The organism is Agrobacterium salinitolerans (genome assembly GCF_002008225.1).
GTDB lineage: Bacteria > Pseudomonadota > Alphaproteobacteria > Rhizobiales > Rhizobiaceae > Agrobacterium > Agrobacterium salinitolerans.
In genome coordinates this window covers 261,904-288,454 of the sequence record NZ_MRDH01000002.1, presented here as the reverse complement: position 1 = coordinate 288,454, position 26,551 = coordinate 261,904, and the positions used below count along the sequence as shown (strand labels likewise).

Sequence of the window (26,551 nt, the reverse complement as noted above, 5' to 3'; positions counted from 1 at the left end):
ACGCAGCCCCGATCCCTGTGCCGGATGCAGCCGCGGGAAGGCCGCTGAAAAGAAAAACCGGCGTCGTGCGCCGGTTTCAATTGGGTGATGCTGCCGGGCCTTAACAGGACCGTGGGATCAAGCCGCAGTCTTGCTGCTTTTCTGCGCCTGGCAGTAGATGTCCTCGAGTGAAGCAAGGATCTTCTTCACGGATTCGGAGTTGCTGGAGTAATAGATGGTCTGCGCATCCCGTCGTGTCTTCACCAGTCGCTGCGCACGCAATTTCGACAAATGCTGCGAGAGAGCGGACTGACTGAGGCCAACCTGAGAAGCGAGAACACCAACAGGCACTTCCGTATCCACCAGCGTGCACAAGATCATCAGGCGCTTTGGGTTCGCCATCGCTGAGAGCAAGTCTGCAGCGGCGATGCTGTGTTCCGACAGAGATTGATTATCCATACGCTCAAGTCTCCTGATGACAGTCCGAGAGACGGTCATGGTGGCAATAATAGGTGTTCTAAAGGTGTTTTTATAATTCGGTCGATACGTTGTATATACCTAAATCTTGCTTATATCGCGCCCCTTCCAAAGACTATTCTTGACCGATTATTTACTTAATAAATTGTGATTAATTTATCGGCGTTTCGCCTGATTTTATGAAAAATATAATAAAATTATGTATTAGAAATAGCATCCATAAGAAATAAGAGATTAAAAATTGAGCACTTCAATACCAACGCTCGATACCGGATTTTGACGCCACAATCTATTACCACCTTAAATTTAATAGCGAACCAAAGAATCTAGATTAACATTGCGCAATTTTCGCCGAATTTGCAATATGATTTTTATTAGTAATTATTTTAATGCATAACTTGTGAGGTCAAAAAATATTCTTTGCTGCCGTGGGAAGGTATAATTTGCGCCGCAGAGACCTCCCGGAAAAGACGAAGGGCCCTCCACGACGGAAGACCCTTTCTTTTTTGGGGGAGAGGCGAATCGCTATTTCTTGCGGTGACGCGTCAGCCCCGCCACAACTTCATCGGCGGAAATCGTGCCGACGATCGCACCATTGTCGACAACGCCGATCGCGCCGGAATGTTTTGACAGCGCATCGAGAATATCGATCAGCGGCGATGACGGACGGGCGGTGGCGGCGACTGCCATTTGCCCATTGCGTTCGTCCACGCCCTTTTTCATCACATCGGCGGCGGTCAGCATGGAGATCGGGTTCATGTTCTGCACAAAATCCGCGACATAGGGCGTGGCCGGCTGCTTGACGATCTGCTGCGGCGTTCCGCACTGGATGATGCGTCCGCCTTCCATCATGGCGATACGGTTACCGATGCGGAAGGCCTCGTCCAGATCGTGGCTGACGAAGAGAATCGTTTTCTTCAGCCGGCTCTGGAATTCCAGAAGTTCGTCCTGCAGGCGGCTTCTGATGAGGGGATCGAGCGCCGAGAACGGCTCGTCCATCAACAGGATCGGCGCGCCGGTGGCGAAGGCTCTCGCCAGCCCCACGCGCTGCTGCATGCCGCCGGAAAGCTCGCCCACCTTGCGGTCGGCCCAGGCGGAAAGATTGACCAGTTCGAGCTGCTCGGCGACCATGCGCTTGCGCTCGGCTTCCGGCACGCCGGAAAGCTCAAGCCCGAAGCCGACATTGTCGGCCACATTGCGCCAGGGCAGCAGGCCGAATTGCTGGAAGACCATGGAGACCGTGTGCATGCGCAGGTCACGCAACGTTTTCGCAGGGCAGCGATAGGGATCGACATAACCCGAACTGGTCTTCACGCCGACATTGCCGCGCACCACGGGCGCAAGCCCGTTGACGGCCCGGAGCAGCGTCGATTTGCCGGATCCGGAAAGCCCCATGAGGACGAGAATCTCGCCTTCCTTGACGGACAGCGAGGCATTGGCGACACCGAGCACCAGCCCGGTTTCGGCATTGATCTCCTCACGCGTACTGCCCTTGTCGATCAGCGGCAAAGCTGCATCGGGCCGGTTGCCGAAAACGATATCGACATTTCCGAAGATGATAGCATCACTCATAGATCATCCTCCGCGCCGGGAAGTCGGAAAAGTCGGTCGAGAACGATCGCCAGTATGACGATGCACAATCCCGCTTCGAAGCCCATGGCTATATTGACGGTATTGAGCGCGCGCACCACCGGCACCCCCAGGCCATTGGCGCCCACAAGCGCGGAAATGACCACCATCGACAGCGACAGCATGATCGTCTGGGTGAGACCGGCCATGATCTGCGGCGCAGCGAAGGGAAGCTCCACCTTGCGCAGAACCTGCGATGGCGTGGCGCCAAAGGCGACGGCCGCCTCCACCAGCGCCGGCGGGGTCGAGACGATACCGAGACGGGTCAGCCGCACGGGAGCTGGAATGGCGAAGATGACGGTGGCGATGAGCCCCGGAACCATGCCGAGACCGAACAGCACCAGCGCCGGGATGAGATAAACGAAGGTGGGGATGGTCTGCATCAGGTCCAGCACCGGGCGCATACCGGCATAAATCCATTTGCGCCTTGCCGCCAATATGCCGAGCGGTATGCCGATGATCATGCACACGGTGCTGGCGGCGATGACAAGCGCCAGCGTCTCCGTCGTCGCCTTCCAGTAGCCAAGATTGATGATGAGCAGCAGGCCGAGCGCGGTGAAGACGGGCATGCCGACGGAGCGGCGCGTCCAGGCCGAAAGCGCCGTCAGGATCGCCACGATGATAAGCGGATGCGGCGCCTGCAACACATAAAGCAGGGCGTTGATGACACCTTGGAAAATGAAGGAAAGCCAATCGAAGAAAAAAGCGAGATTGCCGGTCAGCCAGTCGATGGCCTCCTTGGCATATCGGCCGACGGGCAGGCGGTTTTCAGAAGCGCTGAGCCATTCCACGGTAAGAAAAGACCTTTCGTGAACTAAAACAATTCCGGCAAAACTGCAGAGCGGTTTTGCCTCCGGAATTGCGCAGACAACAAAGAAATAGAGCATCGTCATCCCGTTTCACCGGGATTGCTCCAATGCAAAAATGACGGCCGGCAACAAAACTGCCGGACGCGGTGCTGGCGCATGACCTTCAATGTCTGAAAATTCACAGGCAAGGTCATGCATGGGCATCGTTATTTCCCGCTGATCCGACCTGCCGCGCAGGCCGGATACAGTCATGCATCGTCTTGCGGCTTAGAGGCCGAGAGCTTTCTTGGCGGCAGGCAGGGCATCAGCGCTGCCGTCCTTGGTCTTGACATTGGCGAGCCAGGGCTCGATCGCCGTCGGATTGGCCTTCAGCCAGGCGGTTGCAGCCGCCTCGCCCTCAAGGCCGTCATTCAGGATCTTGCCCATGATCTCGTTTTCCATGGGCAGGGAAAATTGCAGGTTCTTGAGGAAGGCGCCCACATTCGGGCATTCCTCGACGTAACCCTTGCGGACATTGGTATAGATCGTCGCGCCACCGAGATTGGGGCCGAAGACATCGTCGCCGCCGGTCAGATAGGTCAGTTTGAAATTCGCATTCATGGGATGCGGTTCCCAGCCGAGGAAGACGATGGGCTCGCCGGATTTTTCAGCGCGGGCCACCTGGGAGAGCATACCCTGTTCGGACGACTCGACCACCTCGAACGACTTCAGACCGAAACTGTCCTTGGCCACCATGTCGAGAATCAGGCGATTGCCGTCATTGCCCGGCTCGATGCCATAGATCTTGCCGCCGAGTTCGGCGCTGTGGGTGGCGATGTCCTTGAAGTCCTTGATACCGAGTTCGGCGCCCTTGGCGTTGGTCGCCAGCGTGTATTTCGCGCCGGTCAGGTTTTCCCGTAGCGTCTCGACGGATTTGTCTTCGCGATAGGGCGCGATATCGCCTTCCATGGTCGGCATCCAGTTGCCGAGGAAGACGTCGATGTCCTTGTTTTTCAGGGATGTGTAGGTAACGGGTACGGAGAGAAGTTTGACGTCAGTTTCATAGCCAAGGCTTTTCAGAAGCACGGTGGCGGTCGCCGTCGTGGCGGTGATGTCGGTCCAGCCGACATCGGAAAAGCGCACTGTGCCACAGCTTGCCGGTTCCGCAGCACCGGCCGCACTGAACGTCATGGAGGAGATTGCTGCGGCCAGGGCCAGACAGCGGCTTCTATTTGCAAACATATGGCTTGCTCCCTGTTTTTCGTTCCCTTGCCATTATCAATATCTGCCGGACACAATCAACTCGCGCGCATTTGCGTGCTTTGGCGCACCGTTTGCGACAAAATCGTGAAAATGTCGGTATTCAGCGGAGCAATGTCGAAAAAGGACAGACCGTAGAAATCTGTGTTTTTCACATAGCCATACTTTTCAACCCGCCTCTTCGCCGTCAAAAGACGCTGAATGCAGCATCGGCTGGAAATCCGGGACCGATTGTGAAACACGGTGTGCCGATTGATGAGGCTGGAGCATTCAAACGCACGTCGGAATGACGAAACGGTGCTCCTGGAGTGGATAATGGCAAAACTCTATTTCAATTATTCGACGATGAATGCCGGCAAATCGACCATGCTGCTGCAGGCCTCCTATAATTATCAGGAGCGCGGCATGCGCACGCTGATTTTCACCGCTGCCTTTGACGACCGGGCCGGCGTCGGCCGTGTTGCTTCGCGCATCGGTCTGTCCTCCGACGCCCTGACCTTCGATGACAAAACCGACCTGTTCGCCGAAGTATCGGCCCTCACCGCCGAAGCGCCGGTCGCCTGCGTTTTTGTCGATGAAGCCAACTTTCTCTCCGAACACCATGTCTGGCAGCTTGCCGACATTGTCGACAGGCTGAACATCCCGGTCATGACCTACGGCCTGCGCACGGACTTTCAGGGCAAGCTCTTCCCCGCCTCGAAAGAACTGCTTGCCATTGCCGACGAGCTTCGCGAAATCCGCACCATCTGCCATTGCGGCCGCAAGGCGACGATGGTGGCCCGCTTCGACAGTGAAGGAAAGGTCGTGACGGAAGGCGCGCAGATCGATGTCGGCGGCAACGAGAAATATGTTTCCTTCTGCCGCCGCCACTGGGTGGAGACCTTCAAGGGCGAGTGAACATCTGCGTCCGGTTGCCGCATTTGATTTTCCGCAAAGATGGCCGCCCTGCTCCCGGGCTAAGACGACGGCGACACATTCGCGTGGATGTGCTTTCTCTCAGGAGCAAAACTATGCAGAACAGAACTGCCAAATTCGCCGGCCTCGCCATTCTCGCAGGTCTTTTCGCCTTTCCCGCCCTTGCTGCCGAAATCGAAGTGAAGATGCTCAACAAGGGCAGCGACGGCCAGGCGATGGTCTTTGAACCCGCAACCGTCAAGGCCGCCGTCGGCGACATCATCACCTTCGTCCCGGTCGACAAGGGCCATGATGCGGCCGCCGTGAAGGACATGATCCCCGAGGGCGTCGCAGACTTCAAGGGCAAGATGAACGAGACGGTGAAGGTGATCGTCGAGAAGGAAGGCGCCTACGTCGTCAAATGCACACCGCATCTCGGCATGGGCATGATCGCCCTCGTCGTCGTCGGCGATGCGGCGCCGGCCAATCTTGACGCCGTCAAGAACGGCAAACTGCCGAAAAAGGCGCGCGACCGCCTGAATGACGAGATCGCCAAGCTCGGCCTCTAACCACATATGCCTTCGGTTCCGCGGCGGCTGTTCCACAATCCGTGTGAAAAGCCATGACGGCCGGCGCGGACCGCAGGTTGAGAAAAGTTTCGCAATCATGTTGTATCCCGGTTGACCGGGACATATCTGGAAGACAGTAAATGACCGCGGTTGACAGGCAACGCCAAAGGCACCCTGCCGAACCGCGGATTTTTCTTGCCGCATCCGGCCCACGGGCAGAGGAGACGATGACGACATGATAGACCGGATCACCGCTTTGATTCAGGCAGGTTTCAGCGCCATCGGCAAGGCTGCCGGTCTTCTCGTCGCGTGGCTTTTATGGCCCTTCATGGCCGCGCATGGCTGGTACAGCGGTCGCAACTGGCTCATCAAGGGCCCGATTGCTCTGATCGTCATCCTGCTGGCCGGTTTCTACGGATATTTTGTCTGGCAGACGCAGGTCTGGACGAATTTCGATCCGGATTACATTTCCCGTTACAAACTTGCCGAACGCACCGTGCCCCCCGGACAGGAATTGCCGGCCGTAACCCCTGCTGCCGCCGCCGGCGCAACCGGTGTAGCCGCAAACACATCCGCGCCGGTCTGCCAGCGTTCGGCCATCGTTGACGCGGCCGCCGATCTCACCGATTTCAACGTCAACCAGAACGCATGGATTTCCTCCATGCTGCTCTATCGCCTCGGCCTCTTCGGCATGGACTGGGACAGCACGCCGTTTCTGGACAACAAGGCGTCTTTCCAGCGCGGCGTAAACCAGGCCGTGCGCCGCACCTCGGTGGAACTGGTGGATACGCTCGGCCGCGTGCGCGGAACCTCCGGCATCAACAACAATCTCCAGGAAGCACGCGGGAACATGCAGTTCAGCGAATATTCCTGGTATTTCGGCCTCGATCCCTTCGGCCCGAAGACGCCGACCCCCAGCTATTACCGCGCCGCCATCCGCAGCTTCCAGGCCTTCAACGGCGAACTCACGGCCTGCAAGGCGGTTTTTGACACCCGCGCCGACAACCTGATCCAGTTCATCGACCGTATCGCCGGCGACATCGGTTCGACTTCGGCGATCCTTCGCGAACGTTCGGAAAACTATAATGGCGGCTGGTTCGATACCCGTGCCGATGACCGCTTCTGGTTCGCCTATGGCCAGCTTTACGGTTATTACGGCGTGCTTTCCGCGGCCGGATCGGACTTCGCGCAGGTCATCCGCGAGCGCAACCTGACCAACCTGTGGAACGACACGCTGTCGCAGACCCGTGCCGCACTGCGTATCCAGCCAGCGATCATTTCCAACGGCGAGGAAAGCGGCTGGATCATGCCGTCGCACCTTGCCACCATGGGATTTTACGTCCTGCGGGTTCGCTCGAACCTCGTCGAACTTCGCTCTGTTCTCGACCGGTAAGGCGAGGCCTGCCGGGAACGACAGGATCGATCAGTCTATCAGGCCAAGGCGTATGGTCTTGGCCACCAGCTGGGTGCGGTTGACGCAGTCGAGCTTGCGGATGGCGTTGTTCATATAGGCATTGACGGTATGTTCCGAGATGGACAGAAGCTCGGCTATCTCCACGGAGGTCTTTCCCTGCGCCGTCCAGCGCACCACATCGAGTTCACGCTTCGTCAGCGGCGATGGACCTTTTGAGTTGGTGCGGCAAAGCCGGTCATAAACCTCCAGCGCATGCAGCACGATCATGCCCAGCTCGTTGAGCGCGGCTTGCGGCAGAATATCGCGATCGCCCGCGAAATTCATCAGATGCCGGTTGCCGTACATGCCGTGCACCGGCACCATCAGACCGGACGTAATGCCCATGCTGCTCAGCGAGGCCGCCGCATCCACCAGCGGTCCGCAGGCAATATCCGGATCCTGCAGCGACCAATATTGCGGCATCATCGACGACGCGCCGCGCTTGATGACGGGACAGTCCCCAAGCGCGCCATCCCTGGTCATTGCATTCACGACCCAGATGGGCAGGCTGCTTTCGACAACCGTCGGTAGGGCATAGGCATTCTGGCCGTCGGGCAACCGCAACAGGGTCACATAGGCGTAACCGAAGGCGCGCATCACTTCCCGCAGCGCCTCCAGCCATTGGGATTTGTCGGCGGCAGCCGACAGATCGCTGCAAAGCCTAGCCTGACGCTCCGTCTTCACCATTCACACACCCCCGCCACCCCGGGACGCAGCGCCCGGAGCGAGAAACATGCGGCATGGCCAGAACGGGGTTGCGACCTTCATATCGGCTGGACCACCCTGATCAAAGCACCGGCTTTTCGGATTTGCCTTTCGGCTTGGCCATCAGTTTTTCCAGGAAACCGAGCATGACCGCCGAGACGACAAAAGCCAGATGAATGATGGTGAACCACATCAACTTGCTGTCCGAATATTGACTGGCGTTGAGGAAGATTTGCAGCAGGTGGATCGACGAGATCGCCACGATCGACGACGCGACCTTGATCTTCAGGCTGCCGGAATCGAGCTTGCCCAGAAAGGAAACCTCGGCATCGGCATCGTCGAAGCGGCTGACGAAGTTCTCGTAACCGGAAATCATCACCATGACGATCAGGCTGGCAACCAGCGCCGCATCGATCAGACCCAGCATGGCGAGGATCATGTCCGCTTCGTCATAGGTGAAAACGTTCTTGGCAACTTTCAGAAACTTGAGCGCGAAGGAAAACGCATAAACCGCCAGCGCCGCGACGAGCCCGAGATAAAAAACGACGAGCAACCAGCGGCTGGAGAGGATGATCCGCTCAACGAGCAGTTCAAGAGACTTCATTTCCGTATCCGATTAATAGTCCATTTATTGTACCGCCATGTAAACTGGCTGCGAATATCCTAGCAAGCCGCCATGTCCGGACTTTGACCATACCGTGGCGTTTTCGCACCTATTCACCGATCAGGTCCGAGAACGGATAAGCGTCATATTTTTGCAACATACCGTTATGCTTTAAAACATGATTGGAAAAGTCATATATAATATGTTGACAGTTATCATCATGTTTTTTAGTCCTCGCTTATCGGCTCGCCCGTAACAATCAAAACAGTTTCAGCCGCAGCGGCAAGCGCGGCGTGCCTTCGCACGCCGCGGCCCGTTCGCGCGCCTACCTGGGGGTAATTAATGTCCATTTCGCGCACGCATTCCGCGCTGCTTTTGTGCACTGCCATCTCTCTTCTGCCGCTTGCCGGCCCCGCCCTGGCACAGAATACCGCGTCGCAGGCGGACGGCGCCACCACGCTTGAAAGGATCATCGTCAAGGGCAAGCGTGTCAAAAGCGTCAATGCCGCCGCTGACACGCCGCTGGCGAGCCAGACGACAGCGGAAGACATCCGCAAAAAAGACATCGGCAGCATCAAGGACCTCGGCAACAGCACGGAACCGGGCGTCGATTACGTCGATGCCAAGCCCGGCCGGCCCGGCGGCCTGTTCATTCGCGGCCTCGGCGGCGCGCGTGTCGTCACCTTGATCGACAATATTCCCGTTCCCTTCTTCGAAAACTTCGCCCGGCGGGGTCAGGCCACGACCACCCTCAGCAATACGAATTCGAGCTTCGATTTTTCCTCGCTCTCGACGGTCGATGTGGTGCGCGGTGCAGATTCCAGCCGTATCGGCTCCGGTGCTCTCGGCGGCGCGCTGGTGCTGCGCACGCTCGAGCCGGAAGACCTGATCGGCGAAGGCAAGGACTGGGGCGGTGTGGCAAAGACCACCTATGACAGCGAAGACAGAAGCGTGGGCGGATCGCTCGCTGTCGCCAAGAAGATCGAGAATACGTCAGTTCTGTTCCAGGGCTCCTACAAGCGCGGCAACGAGACAGACAACAAGGGCACGGCCGATATCTACGGAACACGCCGCACCAAGCCAAACCCCGCCGACACCTACGAAAGCAACCTGATGTTCAAGATCCGGCAGGATCTGGAGGGCGGTCACAGCATCGGGCTGACGGCCGAGCGTTATTCGCTGAGAAACCGTAGCGACATGAAGACCCTGCAGGGCGTGAGCGTTTCAGGCTCGACCTACCGGATCGGCGACTACCGGGGCTACGAGGATACGGAACGTGATCGCGTATCGCTCGATTACGAATACGAAGCGCCTTCGACCGACGGCGTGATCGATGCCGCCAATCTTTCGCTCTACTGGACGCGTCTTTCCAAGGAGTCCGGCGCCGGTGACCGCCTGACCAATAATTCGCTCTATATTCGCGAAGACAGCATGCGCAACAGCGCCTTCGGCATCGTCGGCGGCCTTGAATCCGGCTTCGAGCTTGGCGGCGTGCAGCACACGGTCCGTTTCGGTGGCAACGCCATGACCACCGATTTCAGCCAGGAGCTTTTCGCCAACACGGCAGGAGTGACGTCTTCCTCCCAGTCCGACATGCCTGACGTGAGCGGCAAGAGCCTCGGCCTTTATCTCGATGACGAAATCGCCTTCGGCAACGGCTTCCGCCTGACCCCCGGCCTGCGCTTCGATTCCTATGATTACGATCCTGACGGCTCGGTTTCGAGCAACAGCGGCTACAGAACGTTTGGCCTGCCGACCGGCAATAGCGGCTCGCGCTTCTCGCCGAAACTGCTTGCAACCTATGACGTCACGCCGGAATTGCAGCTCTTCGCACAATGGTCGATGGCCTATCGCGCCCCGACGATCAACGAACTGTACCTGAACTTCTCGAACATCAGCTCCGGTTACGCCGTGGTCGGTAGCTCCGCCCTCAATCCCGAGACCAGCAACGGTTTCGAAATCGGCGCGAACTATGCATCCGGCGACCTGACGGGAAGCCTGACGCTATTCCACAACAAGTACAAGAACTTCATCGAGCAGTACACGACCTCAACGACGCTCTTCCCCGGCTTCGGTGGCAGGGGCAACGGCTCGCTCTTTACCTATCGCAACCGTAACAACGTCGAAATATCAGGTGTCGAAGCCAAGGTCCGCAAGGATCTCGCAAACGGCTTCTTCGCGCATGCCTCGCTGGCTTACGCCTATGGCAAGGACACCGACACCAACGAATTCATTCGCACGGTCGCGCCCTTCAAATCCGTCGTCGGCATCGGCTACGAGCAGGACGTCTGGGGCACGGAACTGACCGGTGTCTTCTCCTCCGGCATGCGTGACGACAGGGTGGCCAACACCTTCGACGCCCCCGGCTACGGCGTCTTCAACCTGACCGGCTGGTGGGAACCGGAACAGACCAAGGGCCTGCGCATCCAGGCCGGCATCTACAATCTGTTCGACAGGAAATACTGGAATGCCGTCGGCGTTCGCGACGTGAACCCGAATTCCGTCAGCACCGTCAACCAGCCGGTGGACTTCTATACCGAAGCTGGACGCACCTTCAAAATCTCTCTGACCCAGAAATTCTAAAACCGCGCAGAAACATCATCTCCAGTCGGGGCGGCTTTCGGGTCGCCCCTTTTTTGTCAGCGGCAATAGAGATAGCCGCCTTTTCGCTCCAGCACGTCGAGATGCAGGTGATCCTGATGGGTGGCGTCGCTGCCGGGCGAAAGAACCGTGCGGAAGAATAGGCAGGCGGCGGCGGTAATCGTGCGCTGGAAAGCGCCTTCCGGCGTCCCGTCCTCGACCCGCGGTTTCATCACCAACGGCTCGCCCTTATCGAAGGCGATCGTGGAAATATCGACGGCATTGCCCTTGGCATGTTCGGAAATCTTGCCGTTTTCCGCGCTGTTGCGGTTGCGGCAGATATAGGTCGAGGCATTGGCAATGGCCGTTACCTTTCTCTCAGGCAAAGCCAAAGCCGCAGCCGGCAGCATCATCTCCTTTGTCCAGCGGGAAAGCGCGAGCGCGGTTTCGCAGCGCATGGTGCCCGAAGGTTCCAGCTTGATGCCGGGCAGAACCACGGAAAGCTCGACAGGCGCTTCGATGCCGCACCCCGGCTCCGCATCGCGGATCGGCTCAAGCTGTTTGAATTCAGCGCCGATCTCCTTCAACGCGCCAAGGCATGCCTGAAGCGCGGCCGGGTCTTCCGGCCTCACCGGCTCCGGCGGCTTCTCTTCCGGTTTTGCGGCGTCACCATCCGGTTTCCGTTGTTCGCCCTCCTCTTTGCCCTCACCCGCCTTGTTCTCCACGCCTTTCTTGCTGTCATCGGGTCCCTTGTCTTCCGGCGTCATGCCGTCATCCGGTTTCCGCTCTTCCGGGACCTGCGGCTTCGGGGCCGGTTTCGGCGCTTCCGCCGGGCTTTGCGGCGGCTCGTCCGATGGCTTTTCCGAGGGAGTGGCAGGTTGCCCCTCACCCGGTTTCGGTTGCGGCACCGGCACCTGCGCCGGCGGTTCAGAGGCGGAAATCAATGCGAGGGTGGTTACCAGAAGACAGAGGCGATGAAGCATTTTATGGGGCACTCCTGACCGTTTCGGCAGGAGTGCAACGCCGCCACGGCCCGTAAGGTTCATTCCCTCACCGAAATCCGCTTGCCAAGGCGGATCGTGCGCGCTAACAATTTTCCTATGAACATCGTGTCTAAGAACATTGCTAACTGGTGGTGGGGCAGCTTTTCGCGGCCTTGACCAGTCATGTCTTTAGACAAAGTCCAAGCCGCCCGAATTTTCAGGCGGCTTTTTTGTTATTTTGCCGCCTGTCATCGGGCTTGAACAACAGACAGCATGCGCGCAAAAGTGCCTGGCGGTTTTGCGACAACGACATGCGACAAAATGAGTGCGAGAGAAATGGTAACGATCATTCAGGATGACGGAGCGGAAACCTACGAGACGAAAGGCGGCATTAAGGTCAGCCGAAAGCGTCGGCCCGCCGATTACGCCAGCGCCATCGATAATTATATCGAAAAGCTCGATTCCCATCGCGGCGCGGTTTTTTCGTCCAACTATGAATATCCAGGCCGTTACACCCGCTGGGATACAGCCATTATCGATCCGCCGCTCGGCATTTCCTGTTTCGGCCGCAAGATGTGGATCGAAGCCTATAATGGCCGCGGCGAAGTGCTGCTCGATTTCATCACGGAAAAGCTGAAGACAACGCCCGACCTTACCCTCGGCGCCGCCTCGACCCGCCGCCTTGATCTCACCGTCAACGAACCGGACCGCGTTTTCACCGAAGAAGAACGCTCGAAAATCCCGACCGTCTTCACCGCACTGCGCGCCATCGTCGACCTCTTTTATTCGAATGCGGATTCGGCCATCGGCCTGTTCGGTGCCTTCGGTTACGATCTCGCCTTCCAGTTCGACGCGATCAAGCTGTCGCTGGCGCGGCCGGAAGATCAGCGCGACATGGTGCTGTTTCTGCCGGACGAAATCCTCGTCGTTGACCACTATTCCGCCAAGGCCTGGATCGACCGCTACGATTTCAAAAAGGGCGGCGTGACGACGGACGGCAAGTCCTCCGACATCACACCCGATCCGTTCAAGACCACCGATACCATCCCGCCCAAGGGCGATCACCGTCCGGGCGAATATTCCGAACTGGTCGTGAAGGCCAAGGAAAGCTTCCGCCGCGGCGACCTGTTCGAGGTCGTGCCCGGACAGAAGTTCATGGAGCGCTGCGAAAGCAATCCGTCGGCGATTTCGCGTCGTCTGAAGGCGATCAACCCCTCGCCCTATTCCTTCTTCATCAATCTCGGCCATCAGGAATATCTGGTCGGCGCTTCGCCGGAAATGTTTGTGCGCGTCTCCGGTCGCCGCATCGAGACCTGCCCGATATCAGGCACCATCAAGCGCGGTGACGACCCGATTGCCGACAGCGAGCAGATCCTGAAGCTGCTCAATTCGAAGAAGGACGAATCCGAACTCACCATGTGCTCGGATGTTGACCGTAACGACAAGAGCCGCGTCTGCGAGCCGGGCTCGGTGAAGGTCATCGGCCGCCGCCAGATCGAGATGTATTCGCGCCTCATCCACACGGTGGACCACATTGAAGGCCGCCTGCGTGACGATATGGACGCCTTTGACGGCTTCCTCAGCCACGCCTGGGCCGTCACCGTCACCGGTGCGCCGAAACTCTGGGCCATGCGCTTCATCGAAGTCCATGAAAAGAGCCCGCGCGCCTGGTATGGCGGCGCAATCGGCATGGTCGGCTTCAACGGCGACATGAATACGGGGCTCACGCTGCGCACCATCCGCATCAAGGACGGCATCGCCGAGGTGCGCGCCGGCGCTACGCTGCTCAACGATTCCAATCCGCAGGAAGAAGAAGCCGAAACCGAACTGAAGGCGTCGGCCATGATATCGGCCATTCGCGATGCAAAAGGCGCCAACTTCGCCGCCATCAAGCGCGACGCCGCCAAGGTGGGCACCGGTGTGAAGATCCTGCTCGTCGACCACGAAGACAGTTTCGTGCATACGCTGGCGAATTATTTCCGCCAGACGGGTGCCACGGTCTCGACCGTCAGATCACCGGTCGCAGCCGACGTGTTCGATCGCTTCCAGCCCGATCTCGTCGTGCTCTCTCCCGGACCGGGCAGCCCGACGGATTTCGACTGCAAGGCGACGATCAAGGCCGCCCGCGCCCGTGACCTGCCGATCTTCGGCGTCTGCCTGGGTCTTCAGGCACTGGCGGAAGCCTATGGCGGCGAGCTGCGCCAGCTGGCAGTGCCGATGCACGGCAAGCCCTCGCGTATCCGCGTGCTGGAACCCGGCCTCGTCTTCTCCGGTCTCGGCAAGGAAGTGACGGTCGGTCGTTACCATTCGATCTTCGCCGATCCCGCCACCCTGCCGCGTGATTTCATCATCACCGCGGAAAGCGAGGATGGCACGATCATGGGCATCGAACACGCCAAGGAGCCGGTGGCCGCCGTTCAGTTCCACCCGGAATCGATCATGACGCTCGGCCAGGACGCCGGCATGCGCATGATCGAAAACGTTGTGGTGCATCTGACCCGCAAGGCGAAGACCAAGGCTGCATGATGCCGGCTGCCGACGCCATCAGCATCGAACCCATCCGGGCAGAGCACGTTGAAAGCTTTCACCGTGCTCTCGATGCGGTATCGCGCGAGCGGAAATATCTGAGCTTCCTGGAGGCGCCACCGCTCGAAGCGGTGCGCACCTTCGTTCTCGACATGATCGAAAACGACCATCCGCAATTCGTGGCGATTGCGGATGGCAAAGTGATTGGCTGGTGCGATATCCGCCGCCAGGACAGAGCGACCCGCGCCCATTGCGGCACGCTCGGCATGGGTATCCTGCCTGCCTATCGGGACAAGGGACTGGGTGGACGACTGATGCGGCGGACGCTCGATGCCGCCCGCGAATTCGGGCTGCATCGTGTCGAACTGAGCGTGCATGCGGACAACGCGAGAGCCATTGCACTTTATGAAAAGATCGGCTTTGTGCATGAAGGCCGGGCCCGCGATGCCGTTCTGATCGACGGTCGTTACATCGACAGCCTCAATATGGCGATCATCTTCGGCAACTAACCCCTCGGCAGCGAGGCGGAAATGCACAGCGCGAATTTCTTCAGCAGCTGAATGTCGAAATGCCCTTCCCGCCGCAGCATCCAAGTTAACGCATCATTCGCAGTCCACGGCTTCTTGTAGGGCCTGACCGAGGTGATGGCGTCATAGACGTCGCAAATCGCCGCGATACGCGCATAGAGGCTGATCTGGCTGCCCGCACGGCCGCTCGGATAACCGCCGCCATCCATCCGCTCATGATGATTGAAACAGACATCGAGCAGCATCTCCGGCATCTGCGCGTTGCGCGACAATATATCTCGGCCGAATGCGGGGTGGAGATTGATGATTTGCCGCTCGCTGGCGCTCAACCCTTCCGCCTTGTTGAGGATCGATGAAGGAATTTCCACCTTGCCGATATCATGTAGCAACCCGCTGATACCGAGCAGATTGACAGTTGCCCTGTCGAGCCCGAGATAATTTCCGAAAAGGATCATCAGCCCGCTGACGGAGACGGAGTGCACAAACGTCGTTTCGTCTTTGGATTTCAATCGGGTGACCCCGATGAAAATCGCCGGGTTCGACTGCACGGCGTCGGAAATCCTACCCGCTGCCGTCGCCATGCTTGTCAACGAGACACCGCCACCGGTTTCCGCAACCGCAAAGGTTTCCGCAACCGCATCGGCTGCCAAACGCACGGCATGGCTGATCACAGCGGTGGTCTCTGGGGAACTGTCCGTTTTCATTGTCGCCGGTCCGCCAACACCCGACCTTGCTTCGACATCGTTTCCCCTGGCGGTATTGATGACGATGCTTTCCGCGCCGCTCGCTTTCAGCTGGCGCACCCCATCCTCATGCCGCAGGAGAAAGCGATGTCGTTGCATAATCTGCCGGTTCGACGCCGTTCCCTCGACCGCCTCGATAAACATGCCAACAGTTAATTGCCGGGTGGAAATTCGCTTCAACATCAGACGCTTTTATTTTCCTTCCCGGGAATGTTAACGTGGCCCGCTATTGATAAAGGCCGACATAAACCAGCCTCCAGATGCACAAATATAAGCCCGTTAAAATATTCAAGTATGCAACACTAAACATAACATAGCACAAATATGAAAATTATTTACTCAGGATATATTTAAAATACGACGAATCAATACGAACACACCAAGAAACAACCCAAGAATGTAAATACTGAAAATTCTCGCATATGACGCAAACCAGAAGTCGAAGAAGAGCCGCATGAATTCGAAACTTGAAACGCGCATCGATCAGGGTACGGGCCGCGAACCGGCAGATATGGTTCTCAAAGGCGGGCGATTCTTCGACCTGGTGACCGGGGAACTTGTTGCTTCGGACATTGCCATTTGCGGCGATACTGTCGTTGGCACATGTGGAGACTACAAGGGTCGGCGGGAAATCGATATTTCCGGCAAAATCGTCGTTCCCGGCTTCATCGATACGCATCTCCATATCGAATCGTCGCTCGTTACACCGCATGAATTCGACCGCTGCGTTTTACCCTATGGCGTTACCACCGCCATTTGCGACCCGCATGAGATTGCCAATGTTCTGGGCGTTGATGGGCTTCAGTTCTTCCTCGACAGCGCCATGGAAACCATCATGGACATCCGGGTGCAGCTCTCCTCCTGCGTGCCCGCCACCCACCTTGAAACCGCTGGCGCCGATCTGCCCATCGAAAAACTGCTACCGTTCCGAAATCATCCGAAGGTCATCGGGCTTGCCGAATTCATGAATTTTCCGGGCGTCATCCACAAGGACCCGGTGTGCATGGCAAAGCTGGAGGCCTTTCAGGGCCAGCATATCGATGGGCATGCGCCGCTTCTCTCCGGCACGGCGCTGAACGGCTATCTTGCCGCCGGCATCCGCACTGAACATGAATGCACGAGCGCGGCTGAGGCGTTGGAGAAAATCCGCAAGGGCATGCATATTCTGGTGCGCGAAGGCTCGGTCTCGAAGGACCTGCACGCCCTGATGCCGATCATCACCGAGCGCCTCTCGCCCTATCTGGCGCTCTGCACAGATGACCGCAACCCGCTCGATATCGCCGAACAGGGCCATCTCGACTATATGATCCGCACGGCGATCGCCAGCGGGGTGGAACCGCTCGCCATCTACCGCGCCGCCTCGATTTCCGCCGCGAAAGCCTTTGGCCTGCGCGACCGCGGCCTTGTCGCACCGGGGTGGCGCGCCGATCTCGTGGTCATCGACAGCCTGCAGAACTGCAAGGCCAGCATTGTGCTTTCCGGCGGCAGGATCGTCGATGACGCGCTGTTTGCCACCCGCAAACCGGTCGCACCCGTCGGCCTTGACAGCGTCAAGGCAAGGCCCGTGCTCGCCTCGCATTTCGGCGTGCCGGTCACAGAGGGCGAAAGCCCCGTCATGGGCGTGCTTCCCGGCAAGATCATTACCGAACACCGCCGCTACAAGCTGCCAACGGACGGCAACCAGACCACCGTCGATCTTGAAAACGACATCATCAAGGTCGCCGTCATCGAACGCCACGGCAAGAACGGCAATCACGCCAATGGCTTCGTTCAGGGCTTCGGCCTGAAAAAGGGCGCCATCGCCTCCACCGTCGGCCATGACAGCCACAATATCTGCGTTGTCGGCGTCAGCGAAGACGACATGGCGCTGGCCGCCAACCGGCTCGGCGAAATCAAGGGCGGCTTCGTGGTGGTGGAAGACGGCCGGGTGACGGGCGAGATCGCTTTGCCCGTCGCCGGGTTGATGAGCCTAGAACCCTACGAGACCGTTCGAGATACGCTGCACACGCTCAGAAAAGCAGCCTATGCGCTCGGCACGACACTGGAAGAACCTTTCCTGCAGGTCGCCTTCCTGCCGCTGCCCGTCATCCCGCATCTGAAGATTTCCGATATGGGCATGGTGGATGTGGACAGGTTTACGCTGATCTGACGGAGGCTTGCCGACCGGAGCAGCGGAAAGCGCTCAATCCGCGTTTCGAGGCCGCGAGAGCGGCCTCATGCGTTCGTCTCCGAAGGCCAGGTGACGTAATAATATTTGCCCGCGACCCTGCCAAAATAGGCGTGTTTTCCTGTCGCATTGTCGACATAGCTGCCGCTTCCATCTCTGGAAAGCGCGCCGTCTTCGCTGCGCTTCAGCTGCGTATTGAGAAAATCCACCCAGTTGGTCTTGGCAATGTCAGTGGCTGTCGTCGGCTTGGCGTTTTTCTGGTTCGGATCCCACGCATTGATCGTTTTGCCCTGAGTGGGGTTCGAAACCTGCAAGGCCCCACGCTCGAGAGCACTCATCATCGACCGGGCGCGCAGATATTGCGCCGGATCGTCCCCCGCCAGGGAAAGCTTGGCCCTCAGATTCCGCATGAAGTCGGGCGATGCGATATAGTCGGCTGACGAGGTTTTGGGGGCTGGTTTCGGTGTTGATGCGCGGGCTGCCGATTGTCCGGAAAGGAAGACCTCTCGGATGGATGGAGGCGCGGCCTTAGCTTTGGCGCGCGACGAGGTGGAATTCGCGGTATTGGGCTGATTGAAATTCTTGATTGAAACGGACATGACAATCCCTGCTTCACCTTATGGGCGGAGACCGAAAAATCTGTAGGTTTCAATAATTAATACTGGAAGATTACCTAAGGCTCGCCAACAGCGAAGTAAATGTGAAAAAATTACTGAAAAATTTTCATTAATACGAATATATTTGTGTTTTAATATTTAATTAATTCGAATTTAACCCATCATAAATTAATCAATACTTAAATATTACTATTCACCATCCAAAACGCGATCATGGCGCCGCATTTGATCAACGAAAGGCGGCCGCGAAGACTGACATCTTCCGCTGGCCGAAGAGCGCAGGGAGGCTATGAACCCAAAGGCAGGGACTTGCGAAAATAAACCACCCGCTGCGTTTCCTCAAATCCCAGCGCCGCATGCATGCGGTGTGAATCGACATTGGAAATGTCGGCATCGGAAGCAAGTTCGCTCACACCCTTGCTGGTCGCCCAACGGGTTACTTCGGCAATCAAAGCAGCCGCAACGCCCTGTTTGCGAAAGGCCTCCTCCACATAAACGCCTTCGAGAAACGCCACGGGTGAGGTGTCGCATCCGTTGACATAATCATGCCGCAGGCTGGCTTCGGCAAAACCGATGGCCATGCCCGCCGGATCATAGGCAATAAATCCAACTTCATTGTCGGAGACGTCCTGCAACTCCGCCCGGTGTTCGGTGGGTGAAGCATCCGGCCACAAGCGGTGCCGCAGAAGCGACCACTCATCGAGCGATGCTTCGCCAGCCGCCTCGATGGCAAATTGCCCGCTCATGCAACGACCCCGCAAAATACATCCAGCCCCTCGAGCGTCACGATCCCCGCATCGAATAACGGTGCGAAACCCGGCATCGGCAGTATATCGGTGACCCGCATGGTCTTCGGCATCGGGAATTCCACCGCCTCACGGGTGAGGTTGAAAACGAACAGCAGTTTTTCATCGCCCTTCTGGCGCGTGAAGGCCAGCACGTCGAGATTGGTCTTGATAAAGTGCATATCGCCATCGCGCAGTGCGCCGTGACCTTTGCGGAAGGACAAAACCGCGCGGTAATGGTTCAGAACCGAGTCCGGCTTGCGCTCCTGCGCATCCACAGCCTGCATGGCATGAACATAGGGCACCGGCAGCCACGGCTTTTCAGCGCTGGAAAAACCGGCATTCGGCTTTCCTGTCTCCCACACCATCGGCGTGCGACATCCGTCCCGCCCCTTAAAGGCGGGCCAGAAGCGGATGCCGTAGGGATCGCGCAGATCCTCGAAAGCAAGTTCCGCCTCGGTCAGACCCAGCTCCTCGCCCTGATAAAGACATATGGAACCGCGCAGGCTGGCGAGAACGCAGATGGCAAGCTTCGCCACCCGCACCTGCTCCTCCGCACTTTCGGAAAAACGGCTGAGGTGGCGCACCACATCATGGTTGGAAAAGGCCCAGCACACCCAGCCATCCGTCACCACCTTGCCGAAGGTCTCGACCGAGGCGCGCAGATGCTTCGCGCTGAAATCCGGCCCCAGCAGGTCGAAAGTGTAGCACATGTTGAGCTTGTCATTGCCGGACGTATAGGCCGCCACCGTCTTCAGCGACCGCGCCCCGTCTCCCACCTCACCCACCGTGGCGCGGCCCTCATAGTCGTCGAGCAGCGCGCGAAAACGCTTGAGGAAGGCCACGTTTTCCGGCCGCGTCTTGTCGTACAGATGGTCCTGCATGCCATAGGGATTGACGTCGGAAGCATCGAGACCGAAACTTTCCTCGTCGAAAAGCGGCGGGTTGTCGCGCAAAAGCCTGTCATGGAAATAATGGTTGACGGTATCGAGCCGGAAACCGTCAACGCCGCGATCCAGCCAGAAACGCACGGTTTCGAGAAGCGCATCCTGCACATCCGGATTATGGAAATTGAGATCCGGCTGCGACGCGAGGAAGCTGTGCATGTAATATTGCTTGCGCACGCCGTCCCACTCCCATGCCGGGCCGCCGAAGACGGAAAGCCAGTTGGTGGGGGCCGTGCCATCCGGCTTGGGATTGGCCCAGACATACCAGTCGGCCTTGCAGTTGGTGCGGCTCGCTCGGCTGTCCACGAACCAGGGATGCTGGTCCGACGTGTGCGAGATGACCTGATCGATGATGACCTTCAGCCCCAGCCGGCGCGCCTCGACCATCAGCGCGTCGAAATCGGCAAGCGTGCCGAACATCGGATCGACATTGCAATAATCGGAAACGTCATAGCCCATATCGGCCATGGGCGAGGTGAAGAAGGGCGAGAGCCAGATGCCATCGACGCCGAGCGAGGCGATATAGGGCAGACGTTTCGTCACTCCGGCAAGATCGCCATAGCCGTCGCCGGTCGTATCCTGAAACGAGCGCGGATAGACCTGATAGATCACCGCTCCCTTCCACCAGTCCGATTGTGCTTGAGATTTGTGGACCGGGGCATGGGGCAGTGTCATCGGCGATCTCCTGAGGGTGTCACGCCGGGAGAATATAAAGCCGTTGCGCCCGCGTAAACCGGAACTTCGCACATGCACAAACGGCGACAACCGCCCTTGTCAGCGGCGCGCACTCGTCGTAAGCCGCATGGCTGGAAAAAACGGGAGGATGACGGCGTGGGCGGACGGTTTCTGTCGATTGGCGAATGCATGGTGGAACTGTCGCAGGCCGGCAACGGGCTGCTGCGCAAGGGTTTTGCCGGCGATACGTTCAATACCGCCTGGTATGCCCGGGCTTGCCTGCCGCAAGACTGGTCCGTCGATTATTTTACCGCGCTCGGCGACGATCCTCTCTCTGAAGACATGCTCACCTTCATCGCGGATGCCGGCATCGGCACGGAAAAAATCCGCCGCATCAAGGGTGGAACGCCCGGCCTCTATCTCATCAACCTGAAGGATGGCGAACGCACCTTCAGCTACTGGCGCAATGCCGCCGCCGCAAGGCAGCTTGCCACTGACGCGGACCACCTGCGCAAAACGGTCGAGAGTGCCGATGTGGTCTATTTCTCCGGTATCACGCTCGCCGTTCTCGCCTCCGCCCATGATGTCGATACGTTCCTCGCCGAACTGCGCCGCGCCAAGGCGGCGGGCAAGCTGGTGGTCTTCGATCCCAACATTCGCCCGCGCCTGTGGGCGGACAGGGATACGATGCTCGAAACCATCTCCAACGGTGCGCGCGCCGCAACGCTTGTCATGCCGAGCTTCGATGACGAGGCCAGCCATTTCGGCGATGTGTCCGTGGAAGCGACCATCGACCGCTACCGTTCACTTGGCGTTGAAAACATCGTCGTGAAGGACGGCGCCAAGGGCGCGACGCTCGATTTCGGCGGCAGTCGCACTCACGCCCCGGCGGTGAAAGCCGTGGACGTGGTGGATACGACAAGCGCCGGCGACAGCTTCAACGGCGCCTTCCTCGCCCGTTACGTGACCGGCAGTTCTCCCGAAGAGGCCGCCACCTTCGCGGCAAGGGCTGCGGCAACCGTTATAGGCCACCATGGCGCGCTGATCAGCCCCGAGTTGCTTCCACTGGTGGGATAGGGCTCGCCACACTGCGCGAACGTGGATTTTCGCATGCAGCCACCTCGGGTTCCCTCATTCCTGTTCCCCGGAACAAGTCCGAGGAACAGGGATAAGGACAGAAGGCAGCGCCGCCGACAACAGCAAAATTTTGAGCGCAACCACGATTCCCCACCGCCATACACCCTGACATGATCCTGTAACACGCACGCCGCATATACGGGCAGAAGCCGGGCAATGGGGATTCGCCCGCGCGCAGATGAGCAGGATCAGTGTTTCATGACGAGAATCACGATTGTCACAGATGCCTGGCACCCGCAGGTCAACGGCGTGGTTCGCTCCATTGAAAACACCAATACCGAACTCGCGCGGCTCGGCGTCGATGTGCACATGGTCACGCCACAGAGTTTTTACAGCATCCCCTGCCCCACCTATCCGGAAATCCGCCTGTCGGTCGCCGGTTATCGTCGTGTGGCGGCGGAGATCGAAAAAAGCCAGCCCTCCTTTGTGCATATTGCCACGGAAGGGCCGCTGGGCTTCATGGCCCGGCGCTGGTGCGTGAAGAACCGTATGCGTTTTTCCACCAGCTACCACACCCGCTTTCCCGAATATGTAGCCGCCCGTTTCCCGGTCCCGGAAAGTTGGCTCTACGCCTTCGTGCGCTGGTTCCACAATGGCGGCAACACCTGCATGGTGGCCACGCCGAGCCTTGAGACCGAACTGGAAGCCCGCGGCGTGCGCAATCTGAAACGCTGGAGCCGCGGCATCGATGCCGAACTTTTCCATCCCCGCCCGAAAACCAAGCTGCCTTTCGATCTGCCGAGACCGATCTTCATGACGGTGGGACGTGTGGCGGTGGAAAAGAACCTGCCGGAATTCCTGGAACTCGATCTGCCGGGATCGAAGATCGTCGTTGGCGACGGTCCCGCCCGCCATGAATTGCAGGAAAAATACCCTGATGTTCTGTTCACCGGCATCAAGACCGGTGAGGAGCTGGCCGATGCCTATGCGCAGGCCGATGTCTTCGTTTTTCCCTCGAAAACCGACACCTTCGGCAACACCATTCTCGAAGCGCTGGCCAGCGGCGTTCCAGTTGCCGCCTTCCCCGTGACCGGACCGATCGACATTCTTGGCGGAAACCCCGCCGCCGGTGCGCTGGACACTAATCTGCGCGATGCCTGTCTGGCGGCGCTTCACTGCTCACCACAGGCAGCGCTTGCCCTTTCCAAAAGCTACAGCTGGGAAAAGGCCTCGCGACAATTCCTCGACAATGTCATCCATGCCGCCGGAAAATCACTGCCGCTTCTGTCGCGCTCGCGGCTTGCATGAGGCAATCCCCGAGATTTGTGCGGGAATGAGTGGACGAAACGGTACGGGAGTGTCACAAGGCGATCAGGACGCGACTGCCGTTATCTTTAGAACGGGGTCGGGCTGCTGATTGACGTCAGGCGGCTGCCGCGAGATTACGCTGGCCGTCCTTTTATCAGATCGAACCCAGCATCAAACAACCTCACCAGTTACCAGTGAGAGACTGGCCCGTCAGCGGCACGGTCCGCGCCTTGCCGTCGCTGTCGGTCACCGAAAGCGATGCCGCCATCTGCTTGGGGGATTTGCGGAACCAGTTGGCGGCAACGCTCGCCATATCGCCGATCATTGCCTGTTTGTGCCAGTCGGCAAAACGTCTGGCCGACGCTTCCGGCTCGGAACGGTAGAAGAAATCGCCGGATTGGCCGAGATCATTGATGGACGCCGCCATGGCCGACAGCGGCCGCTGGAACATCTTTGCCGGCACCGCAAGTGCATCGGCACCTTTGGAAAAGGCCGGCGCCATGAAATCGATCGCCCAGCCGTCGGCCTCGACCCAGCAATGGAAATTCTCGCCCGCACCCGTCACATAACCGTCATCGCGATGGTCTGCGAACAGGAGAACCGTTCCGCCAAGATTATAGGCGGCAAGCCCGCCCTTCGGCACCGCCTTCACCTTGTAGTGCTGCTGCAGAATGAAGGCGCCGAAGGTGCTGAAATACATGGAGGCCGAGGCAGGATCGGCATTCTGGCTGATGAGCAGGCTGTTGATGACGCGGTAAATCCTGAAATAGTCGGTCTGCTTGATCAACATGGTCTTTTACTCTTCAAAGCCGGACAGTGAAATTGGAACGAGCGAATGCCGCTTGTTTCTTCTCCCCGCCGGGGAGAAGTCCGCGGCAGCGGGATGAGGGGGCGAGAGTATAGATATTCGGAGAGCGAGCTCCCTCATCCGACCCTTCGGGCCACCTTCTCCCCGGCGGGGAGAAGAAACCGTCGCGACCCTTCACGTCAAAATCAACGCCGCTTCTTCGCCTTGCTCTCGAACGGATTGTCCGAACCACGATAATGCACACGGATCGGCACACCCGGCATGTCGAAATCCTTGCGCAGACCGTTGACCAGATAACGCGTATAGCTTTCCGGAATAGATTCCGGTCGGGTGCAGGAAATCATGAAGGCCGGCGGGCGGGCCTTGACCTGGGTCATATATTTCAGCTTCAGGCGGCGGCCGGAGACGGCCGGCGGCGGATGCTGCGTGGTTTGCGCATCCAGCCAGCGGTTGAGACGGGCCGTGGAAATGCGGCGGTTCCAGACCTTGTCGGTATCGATGATGTTCTGCATCAACCGGTCGAGGCCATAACCCGTCTGGCCGGAAATCGGCACGGCGCGAATGCCGCGCGCCTGCGGCAGAAGCCGCTCGGTCTTTTCGCGCAGATCGGCCAGATAGGCCTGCGGGTCTTCGACCAGATCCCACTTGTTGAAGGCGAGCACGGCGGCGCGGCCTTCACGGATGACGAGGTCAACCAGCTGCAGATCCTGCTTTTCGAAGGGGATGGTGCTGTCGAACACGATGACGACGGTTTCCGCAAAGCGGATGGAACGCAGCGAATCCGCGACCGAAAGCTTTTCCAGCTTTTCCGTCACCTTGGCCTTGCGGCGCATGCCGGCCGTATCGAACATCTTGATGGTGCGGCCGCGCCAGTCCCATTCGACCGAGATGCTGTCGCGGGTAATGCCGGCTTCCGGGCCGGTCAGCAGCCGGTCTTCGCCGAGGAAACGGTTGATCAGCGTCGACTTGCCCGCATTCGGCCGGCCAATGATGGCGACGCGCAGCGGCTTGGTCTCGTCATAAACCGGCTCTTCGTCTTCTTCGTCCTCGCTGCCCGGTTCGCTGCGCGGAAGAACGATATCCGTCTCCGCCTCATCCACTTCCGGCGGGAAAGCGACGTCCTCGCCGATTGCCTCAACAATGGCGTCGCGCAGGTCGATCATGCCCTGACCGTGTTCGGCCGAGATCGGGCAAGGGTCACCGAGGCCGAGCGTGAAGGCGTCGTAGAAACCGGCATCGGAACCGCGCGCTTCGGACTTGTTGGCCACCAGTACCACCGGCTTGCCGCGACGGCGCAGCATTTCGGCCAGCGTCTCGTCGGCCGGCGTCAGGCCCGCCTTGGCGTCCACAACGAACAGCGTCACATCGGCATCGTCAATCGCCGCTTCGGTCTGCGCCCACATGCGGCCCTGAAGCGTTTCCGGACCGGATTGCTCCAGACCGGCGGTATCGATGATGGTGAAACGCAGGTCGACCAGCTTCGCCTCGCCGGGGCGACGATCACGGGTCACGCCCGGCGTATCGTCCACCAGCGCCAGCTTCTTTCCAACCAGACGGTTGAAAAGCGTGGACTTGCCGACATTGGGGCGCCCGACTATGGCGACGGTGAAGCTCATTGATCCTGGTTCCTTAAAGCACGTCTGCCCAAAACACTACCTGTTTTGGGCAAAGGACATGCGTAAAATAATGAGTTGGATCGCTTTGGCAATGCGGAGAATGCCGGCGCGATCTCGCGTGGCGAAGCGACCTTAAGCAGCCTTGCCTGAAGCGGTGATATTGTCGAGCATGATCTGCGCCCGGTTCGTCACGTTGCGCGGCGCCTGCGCGTCGCTCACGATCTGCTCGAACCATTGTTTGGCCTTGGCGAAATCGCCGGCCTTGTAGGCGGCGAGACCCAAAGCCTCGCGGGCGGAAGCCTTCATGGTCTGGCCTTCGCCGCTGAGCGGCTCCGCCAGCGCCGCGACCTGATCATAGGTGCCGTTATCCACCAGCAGCCAGGCCGCGCGCACCTTGGCGGTATCGCGGAAGACCTGCGGTGCGGAGGTGTCGTTGCCGATGGCGGTGAAGGCGGCGATGGCGCCGGCCGCGTCGCCCTTCTGCGAAAGCAGCGTGGCCGAGCGGAACTTCGCCAGAACCGGATAATTGCCGTGACCGGAGGTTTCCAGATCGGCAAGGGCCTTCAGCGCATCATCCGTCTTGTTTTCCGAAGCGAGTTTCAGCGCCACGAGGAACTGATCGCCCGAATTGGAAGCGCGGCTGGTGTTCCAGTATTCGTAGATACCGGCACCGGCGGCACCGAGAACCACCAGAACGGCCGCACCCACGACCACGATACCGTAACGGCCCCAGAAGCGCGACAGCTGCTCGGAACGGATCTGCTCGTTCACTTCGCGGATAAAGGTATCATTTTCGTTTGCCATCAAATTCTCCGTTACCCGCGTGGAGATCGT

24 protein-coding genes are annotated in these 26,551 nt (G+C 58.8%); 10 read left to right on the top strand and 14 right to left on the bottom strand.

What is annotated here, in order from left to right:
* Positions 1-117 precede the first annotated feature (117 nt).
* The 4 genes from BS627_RS01580 to BS627_RS01565 form a co-directional block, all read right to left on the bottom strand.
* On the bottom strand, positions 118-438 hold the full coding sequence (locus BS627_RS01580; protein ID WP_006314636.1) for an ArsR/SmtB family transcription factor: 321 nt from the start codon (positions 436-438) through the stop codon (positions 118-120).
* Positions 439-981: 543 nt separating this feature from the next.
* The gene (gene choV / locus BS627_RS01575) at positions 982-2,028 is read right to left on the bottom strand and encodes a choline ABC transporter ATP-binding protein (RefSeq protein WP_077981543.1); all 1,047 of its coding nucleotides are present in this window, start codon (positions 2,026-2,028) and stop codon (positions 982-984) included.
* Entirely contained in the window at positions 2,025-2,876 is an 852-nt protein-coding gene (choW, locus tag BS627_RS01570) for a choline ABC transporter permease subunit (RefSeq protein ID WP_077981628.1), read from the bottom strand. Before choW ends, choV begins: the two co-directional genes overlap by 4 nt.
* 285 nt (positions 2,877-3,161) lie before the next feature.
* On the bottom strand, positions 3,162-4,064 hold the full coding sequence (locus BS627_RS01565) for a choline ABC transporter substrate-binding protein (RefSeq protein WP_374635826.1): 903 nt from the start codon (positions 4,062-4,064) through the stop codon (positions 3,162-3,164).
* Positions 4,065-4,072: 8 nt separating this feature from the next.
* On the opposite strand from BS627_RS01565, the gene BS627_RS24325 reads away from it, so the two are divergent.
* The 4 genes from BS627_RS24325 (at position 4,073) to BS627_RS01550 (ending at position 6,989) form a co-directional block, all read left to right on the top strand.
* Positions 4,073-4,423, top strand: coding sequence for a hypothetical protein (locus BS627_RS24325; protein WP_165691079.1), 351 nt, complete (start codon positions 4,073-4,075; stop codon positions 4,421-4,423).
* 25 nt (positions 4,424-4,448) lie between these two features.
* On the top strand, positions 4,449-5,030 hold the full coding sequence (locus BS627_RS01560; RefSeq protein WP_077981541.1) for a thymidine kinase: 582 nt from the start codon (positions 4,449-4,451) through the stop codon (positions 5,028-5,030).
* Between the two features lie 113 nt (positions 5,031-5,143).
* A complete protein-coding gene (locus BS627_RS01555; protein WP_077981540.1) occupies positions 5,144-5,596 on the top strand; it encodes a pseudoazurin in 453 nt (150 codons plus the stop codon).
* 235 nt (positions 5,597-5,831) lie between these two features.
* Complete coding sequence (locus BS627_RS01550) at positions 5,832-6,989, top strand: DUF2333 family protein (protein ID WP_077981539.1); 1,158 nt, start codon at positions 5,832-5,834, stop codon at positions 6,987-6,989.
* Positions 6,990-7,019: 30 nt separating this feature from the next.
* On the opposite strand, the gene BS627_RS01545 is transcribed toward BS627_RS01550, so the two are convergent.
* Both BS627_RS01545 and BS627_RS01540 read right to left on the bottom strand, forming a co-directional pair.
* Positions 7,020-7,736, bottom strand: coding sequence for a helix-turn-helix transcriptional regulator (locus BS627_RS01545; RefSeq protein WP_077981538.1), 717 nt, complete (start codon positions 7,734-7,736; stop codon positions 7,020-7,022).
* A gap of 100 nt (positions 7,737-7,836) precedes the next feature.
* The gene (locus BS627_RS01540) at positions 7,837-8,358 is read right to left on the bottom strand and encodes a TIGR00645 family protein (RefSeq protein WP_077981537.1); all 522 of its coding nucleotides are present in this window, start codon (positions 8,356-8,358) and stop codon (positions 7,837-7,839) included.
* A gap of 342 nt (positions 8,359-8,700) precedes the next feature.
* Between BS627_RS01540 and BS627_RS01535 the strand changes: the two genes are divergently transcribed.
* Positions 8,701-10,941: a TonB-dependent hemoglobin/transferrin/lactoferrin family receptor gene (locus BS627_RS01535; protein WP_077981536.1), complete on the top strand. Its 2,241-nt coding sequence runs from the start codon at positions 8,701-8,703 to the stop codon at positions 10,939-10,941.
* Positions 10,942-10,997: 56 nt separating this feature from the next.
* Here BS627_RS01535 and BS627_RS01530 read toward each other — a convergent pair whose 3' ends face one another.
* A complete protein-coding gene (locus BS627_RS01530; protein WP_077981627.1) occupies positions 10,998-11,921 on the bottom strand; it encodes an extensin family protein in 924 nt (307 codons plus the stop codon).
* Positions 11,922-12,257: 336 nt separating this feature from the next.
* Here BS627_RS01530 and BS627_RS01525 point away from each other — a divergent pair, with 336 nt between their 5' ends.
* Positions 12,258-14,447, top strand: a complete 2,190-nt coding sequence (locus BS627_RS01525) for an anthranilate synthase (protein WP_077981535.1) — start codon at positions 12,258-12,260, stop codon at positions 14,445-14,447.
* Positions 14,444-14,956, top strand: coding sequence for a GNAT family N-acetyltransferase (locus BS627_RS01520; protein ID WP_165691099.1), 513 nt, complete (start codon positions 14,444-14,446; stop codon positions 14,954-14,956). The genes BS627_RS01525 and BS627_RS01520 overlap by 4 nt, the downstream gene beginning before the upstream one ends.
* On the opposite strand, the gene BS627_RS01515 is transcribed toward BS627_RS01520, so the two are convergent.
* Positions 14,953-15,900, bottom strand: coding sequence for a cyclic di-GMP phosphodiesterase (locus tag BS627_RS01515; protein ID WP_077981534.1), 948 nt, complete (start codon positions 15,898-15,900; stop codon positions 14,953-14,955). The two genes, BS627_RS01520 and BS627_RS01515, sit on opposite strands and share 4 nt — an antisense overlap.
* Positions 15,901-16,171: 271 nt before the next feature.
* Here BS627_RS01515 and ade point away from each other — a divergent pair, with 271 nt between their 5' ends.
* Positions 16,172-17,866, top strand: a complete 1,695-nt coding sequence (gene ade / locus BS627_RS01510; RefSeq protein ID WP_077981533.1) for an adenine deaminase — start codon at positions 16,172-16,174, stop codon at positions 17,864-17,866.
* A 65-nt stretch (positions 17,867-17,931) separates the two neighbouring features.
* On the opposite strand, the gene BS627_RS01505 is transcribed toward ade, so the two are convergent.
* From BS627_RS01505 to bglA, 3 genes are all read right to left on the bottom strand, one after another.
* The gene (locus BS627_RS01505) at positions 17,932-18,483 is read right to left on the bottom strand and encodes a hypothetical protein (RefSeq protein ID WP_077981532.1); all 552 of its coding nucleotides are present in this window, start codon (positions 18,481-18,483) and stop codon (positions 17,932-17,934) included.
* 305 nt (positions 18,484-18,788) lie between these two features.
* Positions 18,789-19,247 (bottom strand): aminoglycoside 6'-N-acetyltransferase, encoded by a 459-nt coding sequence (aac(6'), locus tag BS627_RS01500; RefSeq protein ID WP_077981531.1) that lies wholly within the window; start codon positions 19,245-19,247, stop codon positions 18,789-18,791.
* Positions 19,244-20,908, bottom strand: a complete 1,665-nt coding sequence (gene bglA, locus BS627_RS01495; protein WP_077981530.1) for a beta-galactosidase BglA — start codon at positions 20,906-20,908, stop codon at positions 19,244-19,246. Before bglA ends, aac(6') begins: the two co-directional genes overlap by 4 nt.
* A gap of 156 nt (positions 20,909-21,064) precedes the next feature.
* Here bglA and BS627_RS01490 point away from each other — a divergent pair, with 156 nt between their 5' ends.
* Positions 21,065-21,985 carry a sugar kinase gene (locus tag BS627_RS01490; protein ID WP_165691098.1) on the top strand — a complete coding sequence of 307 codons (921 nt, stop codon included), beginning with the start codon at positions 21,065-21,067 and terminating at the stop codon, positions 21,983-21,985.
* A gap of 258 nt (positions 21,986-22,243) precedes the next feature.
* Positions 22,244-23,293, top strand: a complete 1,050-nt coding sequence (locus BS627_RS01485) for a bifunctional monoglucosyl/glucuronosyl diacylglycerol synthase (RefSeq protein ID WP_077981528.1) — start codon at positions 22,244-22,246, stop codon at positions 23,291-23,293.
* A gap of 181 nt (positions 23,294-23,474) precedes the next feature.
* Here the strand turns inward: BS627_RS01485 and BS627_RS01480 are convergent, their stop codons facing one another.
* From BS627_RS01480 to BS627_RS01470, 3 genes are all read right to left on the bottom strand, one after another.
* A complete protein-coding gene (locus tag BS627_RS01480) occupies positions 23,475-24,083 on the bottom strand; it encodes a DUF2026 family protein (RefSeq protein WP_077981527.1) in 609 nt (202 codons plus the stop codon).
* A 203-nt stretch (positions 24,084-24,286) separates the two neighbouring features.
* The gene (gene der / locus BS627_RS01475) at positions 24,287-25,717 is read right to left on the bottom strand and encodes a ribosome biogenesis GTPase Der (RefSeq protein ID WP_077981526.1); all 1,431 of its coding nucleotides are present in this window, start codon (positions 25,715-25,717) and stop codon (positions 24,287-24,289) included.
* 132 nt (positions 25,718-25,849) lie between these two features.
* Entirely contained in the window at positions 25,850-26,521 is a 672-nt protein-coding gene (locus BS627_RS01470) for a tetratricopeptide repeat protein (protein ID WP_077981525.1), read from the bottom strand.
* Positions 26,522-26,551 lie beyond the last annotated feature (30 nt).

Coding starts and splice junctions, on each gene's coding strand:
- BS627_RS01580 (WP_006314636.1), bottom strand. CDS start 438: ATGGATAATCAATCTCTGTCGGAACACAGCATCGCCGCTGCAGACTTG.
- choV (WP_077981543.1), bottom strand. CDS start 2,028: ATGAGTGATGCTATCATCTTCGGAAATGTCGATATCGTTTTCGGCAAC.
- BS627_RS01565 (WP_374635826.1), bottom strand. CDS start 4,064: ATGACGTTCAGTGCGGCCGGTGCTGCGGAACCGGCAAGCTGTGGCACA.
- BS627_RS01560 (WP_077981541.1), top strand. CDS start 4,449: ATGGCAAAACTCTATTTCAATTATTCGACGATGAATGCCGGCAAATCG.
- BS627_RS01555 (WP_077981540.1), top strand. CDS start 5,144: ATGCAGAACAGAACTGCCAAATTCGCCGGCCTCGCCATTCTCGCAGGT.
- BS627_RS01550 (WP_077981539.1), top strand. CDS start 5,832: ATGATAGACCGGATCACCGCTTTGATTCAGGCAGGTTTCAGCGCCATC.
- BS627_RS01545 (WP_077981538.1), bottom strand. CDS start 7,736: ATGGTGAAGACGGAGCGTCAGGCTAGGCTTTGCAGCGATCTGTCGGCT.
- BS627_RS01540 (WP_077981537.1), bottom strand. CDS start 8,358: ATGAAGTCTCTTGAACTGCTCGTTGAGCGGATCATCCTCTCCAGCCGC.
- BS627_RS01535 (WP_077981536.1), top strand. CDS start 8,701: ATGTCCATTTCGCGCACGCATTCCGCGCTGCTTTTGTGCACTGCCATC.
- BS627_RS01530 (WP_077981627.1), bottom strand. CDS start 11,921: ATGCTTCATCGCCTCTGTCTTCTGGTAACCACCCTCGCATTGATTTCC.
- BS627_RS01525 (WP_077981535.1), top strand. CDS start 12,258: ATGGTAACGATCATTCAGGATGACGGAGCGGAAACCTACGAGACGAAA.
- BS627_RS01520 (WP_165691099.1), top strand. CDS start 14,444: ATGATGCCGGCTGCCGACGCCATCAGCATCGAACCCATCCGGGCAGAG.
- BS627_RS01515 (WP_077981534.1), bottom strand. CDS start 15,900: ATGTTGAAGCGAATTTCCACCCGGCAATTAACTGTTGGCATGTTTATC.
- ade (WP_077981533.1), top strand. CDS start 16,172: ATGAATTCGAAACTTGAAACGCGCATCGATCAGGGTACGGGCCGCGAA.
- BS627_RS01505 (WP_077981532.1), bottom strand. CDS start 18,483: ATGTCCGTTTCAATCAAGAATTTCAATCAGCCCAATACCGCGAATTCC.
- bglA (WP_077981530.1), bottom strand. CDS start 20,908: ATGACACTGCCCCATGCCCCGGTCCACAAATCTCAAGCACAATCGGAC.
- BS627_RS01485 (WP_077981528.1), top strand. CDS start 22,244: ATGACGAGAATCACGATTGTCACAGATGCCTGGCACCCGCAGGTCAAC.
- BS627_RS01480 (WP_077981527.1), bottom strand. CDS start 24,083: ATGTTGATCAAGCAGACCGACTATTTCAGGATTTACCGCGTCATCAAC.
- der (WP_077981526.1), bottom strand. CDS start 25,717: ATGAGCTTCACCGTCGCCATAGTCGGGCGCCCCAATGTCGGCAAGTCC.
- BS627_RS01470 (WP_077981525.1), bottom strand. CDS start 26,521: ATGGCAAACGAAAATGATACCTTTATCCGCGAAGTGAACGAGCAGATC.